The sequence below is a fragment of the Pseudoalteromonas sp. SCSIO 43101 genome (assembly GCF_023650775.1).
Taxonomy (GTDB): domain Bacteria; phylum Pseudomonadota; class Gammaproteobacteria; order Enterobacterales; family Alteromonadaceae; genus Pseudoalteromonas; species Pseudoalteromonas apostichopi.
The window spans coordinates 159184-174700 of the sequence record NZ_CP072674.1 but is presented as its reverse complement, the minus strand read 5'-3'; the positions used below and the strand labels follow the sequence as shown (position 1 = coordinate 174700).

Below are 15517 nucleotides of genomic sequence, written 5' to 3'. Positions count from 1 at the left end.
CAGCGTTTAGAACTTATAAGTCAGAGTTAGGCTACCGTTTGTTGGCGCGCCATAATAACCCACGGTTTGTAAGCTATTGATGTACTGCTCATCAGTAATATTATTAACGTTAGCTTGTACTGCAACTTGGTCATTAATATTCCAACGCGCGAAGGCGTTTAGCAGAGCGTAACTACCTTGCTTAACATTGTAATCAGTGCTTTCAATTTTAGATTGCCAACGACCATTTAAGCCAACAACTACTGCGTCTGTTAATGCATAATCTACTGTTACACCGACAACATCGCGAGGCGCCCATTTGTTGGTGTCATCACCATTTTCATCAGTTACATCAATATGCGTGTAAGATGCGACGATATTCATAGCGTCGGTGATTTTACCTGTGACTTCAAATTCATAGCCTTTTGACTCAATAGACACGCCTTCATAGTAGTAGATACCATCTTCAGTCAGGCCTGCGTATTGTGCAAAGTTATCTTGTTCAGCAGTAAAGTAGGCAAACGTTGTCATCAGGGCATCATCAAGCCAAGAAGCCTTAACCCCCGTTTCAAAGTTAGTGCCTTTAGTTGGTGCTAAGTATTGGCCATTGAAATCAGTTTGCTCTTGTGGCTGATAAATATCTGAGTAACTTGCATATAGGTTTAAATCGTCGTTTAACTTATAGGTAAAACCGACATATGGGCTAGTCTCGCTCTCGTCATTATCAATCGATGCACCTGCATTCATGCCTGAGCGCTCAAATTCAATAGCGTTAAAACCAACTACGGTGAATAGTTTATCAGTAATATTTAACTGAGCAGAGCCGAAGTAACGGGTTAGCTTTTGTTCAATATCTGAATACAGAACTGGCGTTAACCAATCAGGCTCTGGGATCGCATCTAAATCGTATGGGAACGCAGGAGTTGCTCCATAAGCCGGTGTATTTGCAAAATCAAACGGGTGTTGATACATCACATCATCACTTTTTGCATGGCTTATCCCAAAACTTGCTTGATGCTCTTTACCAAACATTTCAAAGGCACCAAATGCTTTAATTTCAAATAAATCAGCATCTACTTCGCTGTCGTAACGACCAGGAGAACCTACTAAACCAAGGTTAGTATCTTTATCAATAGTGCCATAGGCATAAAAAAGTTTGTCTTGCTCTTCAAAACCACGGAAGTTGTAGCTTGCTTGAAGCTGCCACGCATTTGCAAAAACATAGTTGTATTCAACAAATGCAGAGGTGTTAATGGTGTCCCACATTGTCCACTCTTGGGTGGTTGTGTCGCTGACATCCCATTTAGCTTGCGAACCATCTGTGTAGTTATAAACTAGACCACCCCAGGTGTTGCCATCGGTATCTGCGTCTTGATATGAGTAACCTAAAGTAACAGTTGAGTTATCTGTAAGCTGACCATCTACCACCGCAGAGAAAAATTCGCGGTTGTTCTCAAGGCCATCAAGGTATGACTCTTTATCTTCTGCGGCAGCTACAAAGCGAGCAGCCCAACTACCAGACTCAGTCAGCAATAATGAGTAATCAGCCTGTAAACGTTTAAAATCCCATGAGCCAATAGAGACACCGAATTCGCCGCCGCTTTCGTTTTTAGGGCGCTTACGCACATAGTTTAAAGTACCCGATGCATTACCTACACCGGTAAGTAAGCCATTGGCACCACGAATAACTTCAATTTTTTCATAGCCGTATGCTTCCATTGCGCCGGTAACGATACCCCAGTCATTCGGTAAGCCAACCCCATCGATTTGTGTATTTTTAATTTCGAAACCACGTGATGTATAGTTAGTACGGTTGGTTTCCCATTCTTCAACATTGATACCTGGCGCTAAGCGTAAAGCATCATTGATATTAAATGCGGAATAATTTTTTAATTGCTCAGCAGAGATCACACTGATTGATTGCGGAGTTTCATCAATTTCAAGTGCTAAACCTGTAGCGCCTTCACTAATACGGTTTTGTCGAATACCCACAATTTCGATTTTTTCGAGGTTAGCCTCTACGTCAGCCGTTTGTTCTGCAAAACTGATTTGAGGGTATAGTGCACAAAGAATAGCGGTTGCAATAGGCAACTGAGTGAATTTCATTTTATCTCCGCGTGTTATTTAGCAAATTTTTATAGGGTTATTGTTTTTAATAAAGAAACAATCGCGGGTAAGTTATCATAAATGATAATGGTTATCATCATTGTTTAAGATAAAGGTGGTATATTAATACAAATAAATGTAACAAATTATGTCAAAGAGTTTTGTGTATATGAAAAGGCAAGTTTACTAATTGGGTATGAAAAAAGCGCCCTGAGGCGCCTTGATAAATTTATTTATTATTCGATATTGAGCTGCCAACCGAGGCGGTAATCACTAATAAAATAGCTAGCCATTGCCACATGCTTAAAAACTCACCTAGGATCATAAAGCCAGCCAATGCAGCAATGGCTGGCTCTAAACTCATCATGATGCTGAAACCTTGCGCTGGCATATTGCGAAGCGCAACCATTTCTAGTGTGTATGGTAGTGCACTAGACATGATGGCTACTAAAAGACCCAGTGGTAACACTTCCCAACTCAATAGTGCAGCCCCTTGTGAAACGCCGCCATAAGGCACAAGTACAATCGCGGCAACGCTCATACCCATGGCAACGGTCATCCCGCCTGAGCCTTGGTTTCCGGTCTTTTTGCCAAACAATATATAAAACGCCCAACACGCTCCTGCCGCAAGGGCTAAAATAACACCTATAGGGTCGAGGCTGTCTTCGCCTTTCATATCGGGTAGCAATAAAATAATGCCAGCAATGGCGCAGGCTACCCAAAATAGGTCGCGTTTTTTACGTGACGAAAGTAGAGCAACCGCAAGGGGACCTGTAAACTCTAGCGCAACACCTATCCCTAAAGGAATACGTTCAATGGCATAATAGAACAGAATGTTCATGCCACCTAAACTTAAGCCATAAACGATAATCGGCATGCGCTGCCCGATAGGCGGAAATGCTCGCCAAGGCTTAAAAACAAGGCACAAAATAGCTGCTGAAAAACCTAAGCGCAGTGCGGTTGTGCCTTCAGGGCCAATTAAAGGAAATAATTGCTTTGCAACAGAGGCTCCAGATTGAATGGTAACCATTGCAAGAAGCACGCAAATAACAGCAATAAAAAACGGTGGAATGGTGCGCAGCATCACTGTCCTTATGAAAGTTAATAGCTCAAGTTTGCGGCGATTCTACTGATGTTTTATTGGAGAAGAAATGTTTTTCGTTAAACGGACACAGATTTTCGATAAAGCAAAATATGGGTATCAAATTGCTTTGATATCTAGAGAAGCTAGCCTTGCTTATTTTAAGGTGAAAATGATGGTTTGTTTAGGCTGATTTTTGCTGGTGACGTTTAGTCATAAACTCATTACAGCGTTTATCGAAGGCTTAAGATAATGAGCAAGGGTCGGTAAGCGTCTATATCAACGATGCCTTGGATGAAAAACGTATACCTCACAAGAGCCAGTCAGTGGTCGTCACCCACAAGGCTATATGGCCGCTGTTAATCCACGAACAATCGGTACATCTGTTACTTTCCGATTTTAAACTAATCGCTAATCGCTGGTATACTCAGCGACTAGCTTAATTTAAAGCGATTAATTTGCCCGTTTAAGTTATTTGCCAAGTTAGCCAATTTACTTGATGAATCTGAAATACTTTGCGTTTGTTGCTGTGACTTACGGCTTGTGTCTTGAACTTCGTTTAAGCGCCGGGCGATTTCTTCTGTCACTTGAGATTGCTGCTCAGATGCAGAAGCTATGGTCATATTGGCATCAGAAATAGCTTTTGCTTGAACGCTAATTTCATCGAGCATATGGCCAACTTTTTCTGAATTTACCACAGCCTCTTTTATTTGCGCATCACTTGAGCGGATCCTTTGTGTCACGGCATTGGTCGCCGATTGTAATGAGTCAATTTTCTCTTGGATCTCAAGGGTTGAGCTTTGTGTACGACTAGCCAAGGTCCTTACTTCATCTGCGACAACCGCAAATCCTCGGCCTTGTTCACCAGCTCGTGCTGCTTCGATTGCTGCATTGAGTGCCAGTAAATTAGTTTGTTCAGCAATGTTACTTATAACACTTAAAATAACAGTTACTTCATTTACTGAGGCTTCCAGTTGATTAAGGTCCGTTAGTGATTTGGTTAAGGTGTCGGCCACTGATTCAACAGAACTAACACCTTGTTGCACTACCTGTAGACCATCTTGAGTTTTTTGATTTGCAGATGTCGCACTGCTTGCCGCTTCTGCACAGTTTTGTGATACTTCCTTAACGGCCGTTGAGTTTTCGTATACTGAGCTTGAAATAACCTCAATTGCTTGGCTTTGAATATCATTCAACGTTTTAGCTTGCTGCGAAATTTCATCTAAGCTTCTCGCTGCCACTTGAGCTTGCTCTGATTGATCGTGTATTTCTCTAAGTAGTTGTGAGAGCTTATCGACCATAATGTTAAAGCTACTAGCAAGCTGACCTATTTCGTCATCGGCTTTGTGGTCTATATAACAAGATAAATCCCCCTCAGAGATACGCTTCGCTTCATCGATCAAGGCATGGGTGGCTTTAATCACTTTTTTTCTAATTGCCAATAACACAATATTAAGGTGGCAATAATAGTGAGCACTAAAGCTGTACTTATTAAACTTAGGGTGACGACACTGTCATGATTGCTTTTTACATCCGCTGCACTTTTTTTCTTGATTGAGCTTAAAAAGGCTTGAACAGGCTGCTGAATTTTCTCAACTTCGGCCATGTATGCATCGTTGGTTAAAAGCTCGATAGCATGCACCCATTTTTTGTGCTCGGCTGGACTCAAATTATTAGTATCTTGACCAATCAAATTACTGACTAAACTAAATGCATTTTCTTCTGTTTCAATCAGTTTAAGTGATAAATCGTTTGATTTTTGTAAAAGGGCTAAGTCGTCAGCGGCAACATTATATGCTTTTAAGCGCTGTTCATAACTTTTCTTTTCACCATTAAGCCAAGCTGTTTTTCCTTGAATTTGATCAACAAGCTTATAGTATTCGTCTTTATAGCGGTTATCTAAAGTCACAACATGTTGACGGGCAAGTTCAGTAAGGTGAATCGAATTTGAAGATGAAAGCTGTGCAAGATGGCTTAGTTCATAGCGCTGCTGGGCAGAGTATAAACTTTTATCTTGGCCTGCTTGCAACAATAAAATTATGACGAGTAGTCCTGCAGCAAGGGTAATGGTTGCTGCGAAAACGGCTCTTAATAAAAATCTTATAGACAAGGCTAAGTCTCACAAATTAAATAATGCATAATTTAAACATAGTGCAATAACCTACAACCGCAAAAATATTGTTACAAATGAACATTCATTAAGAAGGTTAATTCAAGGAAAGTTGAAACTTTTAGCTACTAATAAAATGGTATGAGTTTTGCTTCGTCTAGTCTTTTTGCCAAGGAAGACAAAATGTTGACGATCAATTCGCCACGACTACGCACGCCAAGTTCACTGCAAAACACGCAATCTATTACCTCAACCTATGAGAAATTAGCTTCGGGGAAACGTATAAACTCTGCAAAAGACGACGCTGCTGGCCTACAGATAAGTCATCGATTAACAACACAATTAGCAGTGAAGCAACAAACACTTCGAAATTTACAAGATGGTATTAGCTATGGACAAGTTGCTGATGCTGGTTTATCAGAACTCACAGATACGCTTCAACGCATGCGAACTTTAGCTCTTCAAGCAGCAAATGGCTCAAATACAGATATAGATAGGGAAGCGTTAAATGAAGAGTTTTCACAATTACGAGATCATATAAACAGCGTTGTAGTAAATACAGAAATTTTTGGTAAAAAACCATTAATGTCTAAGCCTGAACTAGAGACGAATTTAGATAATGTTCCGGTATTAGATGAAGTGTTTTCTAATAATGTTCAGCAAAGGATGAGCTCAGGAGATATTTCTTTAGGCCTAATACCTGCGGGTTCAACGAACGTCAGGATTCAAATAAATGATAATGGTGCGAATGATGATTTAAATCTATTTACCCAAACTGGCGAGCATTTAGTCGGGCAAGATTTATCGTCTGTGCAATCTAGAATTGAGGCAAATTTATTTACTCCAGCAAATGGTTACCAAGGCACAGAAACATATAGCAATGGCAATTTATTTACGGGGGGAGGTTTTAATTTCCCAGCTGTAAATAGTCAAACTATTAATGGAATGAACTTTACCTACTCGGGGAATGGTAACCCAAGCTCAGGAAGTTCAAATGAAGAAATATTCATTGATAATGTAACCGAGCCGCTGCTTCTTACAGTGATTGGCTCGGGTATGTTTCGAATTACTGCCAGTTGGGACTCTCTAGGGAGTTTAAATTCATCATCTGCTGAATCAAGTGATGGTCCGATGATGGTAACATCAACAGACCAAGCAATTGGCGAAGATGGTTATATTATATTTGAAGATATTGATGCCAGTGCTGGTTCTTTAACAATTGAGGGCATTACTATAGGCCGCGAAGACTTGGCTCAAAATGCAATTGCTAGAATTGACACTGCATTGTCGCGTATCGGTGGGTTCAGAGCTGAAGTCGGGGCAAAAATGAATGCAATTGAGTCGACTATACGCAATGAATCTAATCAGTCGTCGATGCTAAGTTCAGCAAACCAGCGAATTGAAGATACCGATTTTGCCAAAGTAATGGCAGAAAAAGTATCACTAGATATTGTTCAACAAGCGGGTGTTAGTGTTGCTATGCAAGCGAGGAATATTACTAAGGATGGAATTTTGAGTTTGCTAGGGCAACTAGAATAGCTGCCCTAGGTCATTATTAGCTTTTGTCTGCGGGGTATACAACGCCAAGTTGACTTCGTGCTTCATCAAGCACTGCCATAACTTGTTTTGACAGTGTATGGGTATTAACTGACGACTCAATTTGTCCGGCATTCGCCGCTTGAATGAAATGGCTTACTTCATGACGCATAAAGTGTTCATCAAACTCCTCAGAGAGCTCTTCGACAGTACCATCGTTGCCGATAAACTGCATGCGTTTTAATAGTGATACTGCTTCGATACGAATACGGCCTTTTTCACCTTGAATTTCAGTAAAATTATCGCCTTGCGAGATTTTAGAGTAGCTGATCACCGCCTGCTTATCGGCATAATTTAATAATACGTCGCCAGCCCCATCAACACCGGTTTCAAGTAATACGCCACTGGCTTTTACTGTTTGTGGGGCACCCCAAATTGCAAGTAAGATATATAGCGGATAAATGCCTAAATCTACTAATGCGCCGTTAGCAAACTCTGGCAAGAAAGTATTTGGGCGCTCACCATTTTTATACTTATCGTAACGTGATGAGTACTGACTATATTGACCAATATATTTTCGTGGTGTGCCAATTTTTGTGATGGCATTTTTTAAACGTGCAAAGTTTGGTAAATGGGTGGTCATCATCGCTTCCATGTATAAGCGTTGATGCGTTTTTGCTGCTTGAATAATTGCCTCAAGTTCTGTGCTATTAGCAGCCGAAGGCTTTTCACCTAAAACGTGTTTACCGGCTTTTAAACACATTACAGCGTAGTCTTTGTGGAAGCTATTTGGTGCAGCAATGTAGACGGCATCGACTAATGGGTCTTGGCACACTTGCTCAATGTTGGTAAATACTTTTGCGTTTGCAATGTCGTGCTTTGCAAGGAAAGACTCACCTGTTTGCTGCTCTCGAGAGCACACGCCATATAAGGAGAATTGTTCAATTTGTTTGGCTGCACTCAGTAGCGTGTCGCTTATAAAATTGGTACCTACAATCACAAATTTCATATTTACTCCTGGTTGTTTTGTGCAAGCCATGCTTGCCAATCCTGTTCAAATTTTTCCATTTGTTTATGTTTCTTGCTTAACAAATGTTTGTCTTCATCTTCTTGTGCCATATAAGGGCCAACGCGGCATAAAGCACAGTGTTTATCACCTAAATAAGCGGGTAAAGTCAGCTTAGAGGTAATGTCATGGTCAGTTTTTTCGCTAAATACATAGGTAATGCCGCTGGTGTCTTTAACGTGTTTATCGCGATCAACATTGCGAATTTTATAGCCCGGAAACACGCTAATATCGAATGGCATTTGGCCAAGATACTGGCAATTAAGTCCTTGATTTAACGTGCCTTCAATATTCCATTCGCGATACGGTTTTACATCTTTAGAGGTGATGTAACACAGCATTGGGCCATTTTTATCTAATGCGAATTGGCTTGCGTAGTCTAAGTAGCGATGCAACAAAGCGCGGTTTAAAACATTCATACCACCTTGTTGGGTATTTGCTTTGAATGCTGCTTCACCTTTAAACGCAGGTATAAGTGGAAATTGAAAAATAACCAGATCGAAACGTGCCTCGCCTAAGCGCAGCCATGAATCGGGCTGTGTAACATCAAACTCAGTGAGTGTTGCTACATTTAGTTGTTGCAAAGCGCTTAGTGCATTGTCGGCATATTTTTGCTCTATAGTGTTTGCATCATCATAGGTCGAAGCAACAAGCTTAGCGGGGTTTATATGACGAGCAATGGAATGCGAAAATGACAAATCACCATCCCCTACCGTCAAAATGCGCCAACTAGGGTCTAAAAACATGTTGTTATTTGCCTTGTTTTTGCGCTTTTTCAACTGCGATTTCAGGACAAAGCGCTAAGCGAGTTTTAAGTCCTTCAATCGCTATTTGCTTAAATATTAAGTTAAAACTTATTAAAACGGCAATAACGATATGAATAGGACCGTGCGTAAAGCCTGCATCTGTGTCAAAGAGCATTAACCCGAATAATAAGAACATGGTAGCTAAAAATATTTCAATTAACTGATTGGAATATAACTTTAGAGTACCTTGGTTTTTGTGATCTTTTTTGATGTGGATAGCACAAAAAAAAGGAATCACTTTAATTTTAAAGTGAGCGCCTTTTTCAACGTAATTTTCGCCGAGGAGGTCTAGTTTGGCGCGCAATTGATCTATCATAGCAAGTCCTTAAGAAACTGAGCCGCGGATGTTACCGCAAACAGGGCTAAAGGGCTACTCAGGATAGATACTCATACCAATCACAAAAATGTGGCATACAAATACAACTGAGGTTAAAACAAATCGCATTTTTTGATAATCAACGTGATAGGTTTGCCACTGCGGCGAGCTTTTCTCGAATAATAATACAAGCCAAAAGCTTGCCGCTAGCCAAGCGAGAGTCCAGGTTGTTGGTAAAAAACTTAAAAAGCCAATAGGTAAGATAGGAATGATCGCTTTAATGGCATCAGCATGCGTTTGCTGGCCTGCATGCCATAAGTTACCAGCCATAAAGGCTAAAATAGCGATGCTATAAAAAGTGAAAAAGTCTAAGTTGACAGCATTACTGCCCGCGATGAGTGGCCAGCCAACGCAGCCTAAAAACGGCAGTAAACCTAAGTAACCGAGTTGAATGTGATTAATAAACTTTTCCATAATGACCTTAAAACCGCTTAAATTAAAAAGCATACCTAACGGTATGCTTTTATCTTTTAACTATTTTATACCAGTTAGGCGGCTAAAACGATCGCTTTATTGTTGGCGTAACTCTCGACGTAGAATTTTGCCAACCGTCGATTTAGGTAATTGTTCCATAAAAATGATTGATTTAGGCACTTTATAAGCACTTAAGTTTTCGCGGCAATAGTCACTCACTTGTTGCTCATCAATGTGCTCTTTTAAGGTAATGTAGGCACAAACACGCTCCCCAGTTTTTTCATCTTTTGCGCCAATTACGGCCGCTTCGCAGATTGCAGGGTGCTGACAAAGTACGTTTTCAACTTCATTAGGGTACACGTTAAAGCCAGAAACAATAATCATGTCTTTTAAACGGTCTACAATTTTGTAATTACCACTTGGAAGTTTCAGACCCACATCACCAGTTTTGAAAAAACCTCGTTTCATACATTTGTCTGTTTCGTCTTGACGCTGCCAATAACCAATCATCACCTGCGGGCCTTTAACAACTATCTCGCCAGACTCACCGTCAGCAACAGGCTCGTCGTTTTCATCCCAAATTTCCACGGTGGTGTTTGATAGTGGGCGGCCAATGCTGCCAATTTCTTCTTTTTTAAAGTCATTAAGTGTGGCAACGGGCGAGGTTTCTGACAAGCCATAGCCTTCTGTGATTGTGCAACCTGTGGTGCTCATCCACGCATCAGCTGCAGCATGTGTTAAAGCTGCGCCGCCAGAGACAGTCATTTTTAAGTTTGAAAAGTTCAGAGCCTTAAACCCCGGGTGCATGCACAAGCCAATAAAAAGGGTGTTAATACCTGAAAAGTAATTAATTTCAAACGGTTCTATTTGCTTCACTAAAGCATCGAGGTCACGAGGGTTTGGAATAAGTACATTAAATTGCCCCATGGCAAATAGGCCAACCATATTCACCGTAAAAGCGTAAATATGATAAAGCGGAAGCGGGCAAATACCGGTTTCTTGGCCTGGCGTTAAAATGTCATCAAAGCGCTCATTCATTTGCTCGGCATTGGCTAAGATGTTGCCATGACTTAGCATTGCGGCCTTGGCAACTCCAGTTGTCCCGCCAGTGTATTGTAAAACAGCAATATCGTCACGACTTGCCTGATGAGCGCTAAGTGGTGTGAGCCTTTCACCTTGGCGAATGAGTTCATTTAATGAAAATTGACCCTCTTGCAATGTCGGCTCAGCAACCGCGGCTGCAACAATAACGGTTTTGATCGAGGTATCATTGATAATCGTTGCTAATTTATCGGTAAGGGCGTCAAGAATAACAATGGCTTTAACATCTGCATCATTAAACTGATGCAGCATTTCACGAGCAGTGTAAAGCGGGTTGGTATTTACAACGATTAATCCGGCTCGAAATGCTGCATAGGTAACGATAGGGTAGTCAACAATATTAGGCAGTTGAATAGCGATTCGATCCCCCGCAACAAGACCGCTTTGATGCTGAAACCACTGTGCTAAATAGCGAGATTGTTGTTCTACTTGAGAAAAAGTGAGCGTTTTACCTGCACTGTTATAGGCAGGAAGAGCGGCATACGTCTGACATGTATGCTCAATTAATTGCGTGAGGTTATCATGTGTGTCCATGGTTGTTCCTTAGCGTGTTGTTCTTATTAGTTGTTGTTTGATGAGGCGATCAATCACAGAACTCATTATCCAATTCGGTAAATAACGGCTCATGATATAGGTTAGTTTAGATTGTAAGCCTAAGATCACCATTAATTTTTGCTTATCTAAGCCTTGTAAAACTTGCTTAGAGGTTACGGTTGAGTTTTTAAGTAAAGTGTCAATTTTGTAAGTACAAATTAAGCTGACTTTAATATTGCTTGGTTTTAACTTTTGACGTAGCTCCTTTGTAAGAAGTAAGAAGCTGGGGTCTGGTGAAAGTTTGTTTGCATTGGTGGTTGGAGTCGTTAAAGCTAGGTGACTATTCATATCAAGGTAAGGGCTTATTGCATTAGCAAAATTGTGACTGGCTAAACCAAGTTTGTGACAAGGTTGCTCACTGTTCTCAAAACAAAATTGTGAGCACTCTATTGCTAATTCGGGTTTGCCTATCGCTGAAATAGCATTGTTTACCTGGATTTGTAACGCTTCAAAATCGGCAATGTTGCTCGCAAAAAATTCAACGTACTGATCTGTATTTTTCAGCTCAATTAAGGCATGTCTGGTTTTATCGCTAAACTGAAAACCGAAGAGAGCTACATCGTCACCTCGGCGAATATAATGCTTTGCTAACTCGAACCCAACGCCACTGTTGGCACCTGTAATAAACACTCTTCTTAACATGCATGACCAATAATTAGCGAAACTAGCTAGTCAATATATATAAGTTGTTAACAGAAAACTTAGCTTTAAACGACTTGTTTTTAACTTTTTACGCCATTAACTGGAATGAGACTTACGATAATTTTTTGGTGGAATACCATACCAACGCTTGAAAGCTCGAGTAAATTCGCTGTAATTAGAAAAGCTTAATATATCTGAGATGTTTGATAAGCTGAGGCTAGATTCAGTTAAATACTGATGTGCTAAATTACAACGCACGTCATCGACTAATTCACGAAAGGTTGTGTCATGCTTTGTTAAGTGCCGCTGCAAGCTACGTGCACTCATTGATAGCTTTTCGGCGATCAGATTTACACCAAACTCTTCATGAAGTAGATATTGTTTGATCAGAACTTCAACGTGATCAGAGATGTTTTCTCGTTTCGTGTCTTGAAGGTGTCCGAGCTGTTGGCTAAGTATAGAAAATAACTGTTTATCTGAATTTTTAATAGTGAGCTTGAGATATTTTTTATCAAATACAACTGCGGTGTGTGCGCAGTTGAATGTTGGAATTTGCCCAAGGGCTTGACGATAAACACTAGGATTTTCATCGCAACTGTGGGGAAGCTCCAAACGATGCAGTTTTATTTGATCATCGGTTAATTGCTTTAACAAATTGACCCCAACACTTAAAGCTAAGTCGGCACCATGGTAAACACTCAATTTTAAGCTACTGCGCACTAAAAACGACAGTTTTACATAGTCTTGGTCTACTTCAAGGAGTAAGTCAGCGCTATTTTGATGCACATGATAGTACTTAGTTAAATTTTTTAACGCCATTTCAAGGGTGTCGCAATTCCCCATCAAATAACCCACTGACCCCAAAATGTTCAAGCTTTGCCAACGGCCTAACTCTAACCCGAAATAGGGCAGGTTTAATTCTTTCGCTGTGATTTCTAACAACTGGATGAGTTGCTGATACTGCACAAAGTTATTGGCATCTTGTAATTGCTTTCTGTCTAAACCAACGCGCGATAGTAGTGCGTCAGGGTTCACCAATTTGCTTTCAATCAGTTCAATATAGCCGTGTAGAGCAGATACTCTAATTAGATCAGGTGCTTGTGTTAATCGGGGCATAGTGTGCTCTTTTTGAATGTGCTGGCGTAAAAAGTAAAAACAATTGCGCGAAAAGTAAAGTAATAGAGGTCATTAAAGTTTAACAATGTATTAACTGATTGGTCTGAGAACGGTGAATAGGGCCGCAATATACTTAAGAGGAACACACAATGCATTACTCAAAAGTTTTTATAAGTGGCGGCAATGGTTTCATTGGTCGAACACTTGCGCGCTACTTTAAAGCGCATGGAATCGATGTATGTGGGGTTGATTTAATTCCCTGTGAAGAGCTCAATATTATTGCAGGTAATTTAAATGAGCCAGCTAGCTGGCGCTCATTAATGAATGACTGCGATTTAGTTATTCATACAGCGGCAATTGTTTCAAACGCGTTTAGTTACAAGCAAACCTGGCAGGCGAATGTCGGTTGGACGAAAAATTTGCTTGATGCAGCTGTGGCAGCAAACACCGTAAAACGTTTTATTCATATTTCGTCGACCGCAGTCTATGGCAGTGATTTGCAAACTGACATTAAAGAAGATGCACCTTTGTTTCCTGATGGTCGAGCCTATAACGACTCGAAAATGATGAGCGAGCATTTATCGCTAAGCTATCACGCCAGTAAAAAACTCAATGTCACGATTATTCGTCCTGGCGATGTATACGGACCAGGATCACGACCTTGGATAGCCTACCCTTTACAAGAAATCGCAAAGGGGACATTTATGGTGCCCGAGGGCATGTTTGGACCTATTTATATTGATGATCTAGTCAAAGGCATTTACTTAAGCGCCATGAGCGATGATGCAAGCGGTGAGATTTTTAATCTATCAGGACCTGAGCAAGTGACTAATCAAACTTATTTTAATTACTTGGCTCAGGCGCAAAAGAAAAAGCAGGTCAAGGTTGTGAACTACGCCTTAGCAATAAAGTTAACAGGGTTTATCGAGTGGTGTTATCACTTGGTCGGTAAAACTACCGATATCAACCCATCAACAATGCGTATGCTAAGCCGTAAAAGTGCGGCATATAGTAATGAAAAAGCACATCGTATTTTGGGTTATAAGCCTGAATTTACCTTACAGCAAGGTATGCAACATGCATTGCAGTGGGCGTATGAGCAAGGGCTTTGCAAAGAAGAACTGCGGATAGATACCGCTCCAGTAAATTAAAGAAATATTAATAGTAAGTGAAAAGAGGGCACACTCATGGCATTACCAGATATTATTAACCATCAAGTAACCATCAAGATTTTTTACTGACAATACATACCAACGATGAAAAGCTAATTAAAAACGCCTTACCTGGCGTACACATTTACCCATTGATGCTAGATTCTGAGAATGGGGTATGGGTACTACGTGTTTTATTTGAACCAGGCACGGTTTTACCAAGACATTTCCATACTGGAGTCGTGCACTTATATACGCTTGCAGGGAGTTGGCACTACACAGAATATCCAGATGATTTACAAGTGCCGGGTAGCTATTTGTTTGAGCCAGGCGGTTCGATTCATCAATTTCAAGTTCCAAAAGATAATACTGAAATGACCGATACCTTTATGGTAGTTATGGGCTCTAACATTAACTTTGACCCTGATGGTAACTATATGAATATTATGGATGCCGGTTGGATTGAGCAAGTGATGTTAGCTGCCGCAAAAGAGCAAGGAATTGAGCCTAACTATATTAAACCAAAAAGCTTATACGGCTTTAATAAGTAATTTTATTCCTTTATGTGAATGCCCTTTATCATGTAACTGGTTGAGGGCTTTATAGTTTTTATTACTTTCAGCTGTTTAATCTAAAAAACAAATCAATTTAATCTAAACAATCAATTTTATTTTAATCGCTCACACCTCTATTGTATTAATCAAGCAGACGCAAGACTGCGTTAATTAAACATTTTTAAAACATCAATGAGGAATACTATGAGCACTTCATTAATTAACACAAAACTACAACCATTCAATGCAACAGCTTACCACAACGGTGACTTTGTAGAGCTAACAGAAAAAGACGTGCTAGGTAAGTGGTCAATCTTCTTCTTTTACCCAGCAGATTTCACTTTTGTATGTCCTACAGAGCTTGGTGATGTTGCAGATTACTATGAGCAACTTCAAGAAATGGGTGTTGAAGTTTACTCAGTATCAACTGACACTCACTTCACTCACAAAGCATGGCACGATACGTCAGACACAATTAGTAAAATCAAATTTCCAATGATTGGTGACCCTACAGGTCGTATCACACGTAACTTCGGTGTGATGATCGAAGACGAAGGTCTTGCTCTTCGCGGTACATTCGTAATGAACCCTGAAGGCGAAATCAAAGTAATCGAAACTCATGACCTAGGCATCGGCCGTAGCGCGAAAGAGTTAGTACGTAAAGTACAAGCTGCTCAGTACATTGCTAACCACGACGGTGAAGTATGTCCTGCATCATGGCAGCCAGGTGAAGAGACACTTGCTCCTTCACTAGACCTAGTTGGCAAAATCTAATTTGCCACTGCATTAAACGATAGCAAAGTTTTGCTTTGCTATCCTAATGTAACTTTAACTGCCCATCACAACTCACATTAAGCACATTAGCGGGTGGTGGGTAGTTTCCTA

General features: G+C 40.5%; 15 protein-coding genes. 4 read left to right on the top strand and 11 right to left on the bottom strand.

The window, feature by feature from the left end; genetic code table 11:
• Nucleotides 1–6: 6 nt before the first annotated feature.
• The 4 genes from J8Z25_RS17920 to J8Z25_RS17905 form a co-directional block, all read right to left on the bottom strand.
• Nucleotides 7–2085, bottom strand: a complete 2079-nt coding sequence (locus tag J8Z25_RS17920; protein WP_250662257.1) for a TonB-dependent siderophore receptor — start codon at nt 2083–2085, stop codon at nt 7–9.
• Nucleotides 2086–2314: 229 nt separating this feature from the next.
• Complete coding sequence (locus tag J8Z25_RS17915) at nt 2315–3169, bottom strand: EamA family transporter (RefSeq protein ID WP_250662256.1); 855 nt, start codon at nt 3167–3169, stop codon at nt 2315–2317.
• 431 nt (nt 3170–3600) lie between these two features.
• The gene (locus J8Z25_RS17910; RefSeq protein ID WP_250662255.1) at nt 3601–4590 is read right to left on the bottom strand and encodes a methyl-accepting chemotaxis protein; all 990 of its coding nucleotides are present in this window, start codon (nt 4588–4590) and stop codon (nt 3601–3603) included.
• Nucleotides 4587–5276, bottom strand: a complete 690-nt coding sequence (locus tag J8Z25_RS17905; protein ID WP_250662254.1) for a hypothetical protein — start codon at nt 5274–5276, stop codon at nt 4587–4589. Before J8Z25_RS17905 ends, J8Z25_RS17910 begins: the two co-directional genes overlap by 4 nt.
• Nucleotides 5277–5459: 183 nt before the next feature.
• On the opposite strand from J8Z25_RS17905, the gene J8Z25_RS17900 reads away from it, so the two are divergent.
• Nucleotides 5460–6815: a flagellin N-terminal helical domain-containing protein gene (locus J8Z25_RS17900; protein ID WP_250662253.1), complete on the top strand. Its 1356-nt coding sequence runs from the start codon at nt 5460–5462 to the stop codon at nt 6813–6815.
• 16 nt (nt 6816–6831) lie between these two features.
• On the opposite strand, the gene J8Z25_RS17895 is transcribed toward J8Z25_RS17900, so the two are convergent.
• The 7 genes from J8Z25_RS17895 to J8Z25_RS17865 form a co-directional block, all read right to left on the bottom strand.
• Nucleotides 6832–7821 (bottom strand): Gfo/Idh/MocA family protein, encoded by a 990-nt coding sequence (locus tag J8Z25_RS17895; protein WP_250662252.1) that lies wholly within the window; start codon nt 7819–7821, stop codon nt 6832–6834.
• A 2-nt stretch (nt 7822–7823) separates the two neighbouring features.
• The gene (locus J8Z25_RS17890; protein ID WP_250662251.1) at nt 7824–8624 is read right to left on the bottom strand and encodes a class I SAM-dependent methyltransferase; all 801 of its coding nucleotides are present in this window, start codon (nt 8622–8624) and stop codon (nt 7824–7826) included.
• 4 nt (nt 8625–8628) lie between these two features.
• The gene (locus tag J8Z25_RS17885) at nt 8629–9000 is read right to left on the bottom strand and encodes a hypothetical protein (RefSeq protein ID WP_130052768.1); all 372 of its coding nucleotides are present in this window, start codon (nt 8998–9000) and stop codon (nt 8629–8631) included.
• 54 nt (nt 9001–9054) lie between these two features.
• Nucleotides 9055–9474: a DUF3429 domain-containing protein gene (locus tag J8Z25_RS17880; protein ID WP_130052767.1), complete on the bottom strand. Its 420-nt coding sequence runs from the start codon at nt 9472–9474 to the stop codon at nt 9055–9057.
• A 96-nt stretch (nt 9475–9570) separates the two neighbouring features.
• Complete coding sequence (locus tag J8Z25_RS17875) at nt 9571–11109, bottom strand: AMP-binding protein (protein ID WP_130052766.1); 1539 nt, start codon at nt 11107–11109, stop codon at nt 9571–9573.
• Nucleotides 11110–11118: 9 nt separating this feature from the next.
• Complete coding sequence (locus J8Z25_RS17870; RefSeq protein ID WP_130052765.1) at nt 11119–11811, bottom strand: SDR family NAD(P)-dependent oxidoreductase; 693 nt, start codon at nt 11809–11811, stop codon at nt 11119–11121.
• A gap of 96 nt (nt 11812–11907) precedes the next feature.
• Complete coding sequence (locus tag J8Z25_RS17865; protein ID WP_250662250.1) at nt 11908–12927, bottom strand: AraC family transcriptional regulator; 1020 nt, start codon at nt 12925–12927, stop codon at nt 11908–11910.
• A gap of 149 nt (nt 12928–13076) precedes the next feature.
• Between J8Z25_RS17865 and J8Z25_RS17860 the strand changes: the two genes are divergently transcribed.
• The 3 genes from J8Z25_RS17860 to ahpC all read left to right on the top strand — a co-directional run bounded on the left by J8Z25_RS17860 (nt 13077) and on the right by ahpC (nt 15406).
• Nucleotides 13077–14078: an NAD-dependent epimerase/dehydratase family protein gene (locus tag J8Z25_RS17860; protein ID WP_130052763.1), complete on the top strand. Its 1002-nt coding sequence runs from the start codon at nt 13077–13079 to the stop codon at nt 14076–14078.
• 86 nt (nt 14079–14164) lie between these two features.
• Nucleotides 14165–14629, top strand: a complete 465-nt coding sequence (locus J8Z25_RS17855; RefSeq protein WP_502934610.1) for a 2,4'-dihydroxyacetophenone dioxygenase family protein — start codon at nt 14165–14167, stop codon at nt 14627–14629.
• Nucleotides 14630–14836: 207 nt separating this feature from the next.
• Nucleotides 14837–15406 carry an alkyl hydroperoxide reductase subunit C gene (ahpC, locus tag J8Z25_RS17850; RefSeq protein ID WP_130052761.1) on the top strand — a complete coding sequence of 190 codons (570 nt, stop codon included), beginning with the start codon at nt 14837–14839 and terminating at the stop codon, nt 15404–15406.
• Nucleotides 15407–15517: the final 111 nt, after the last annotated feature.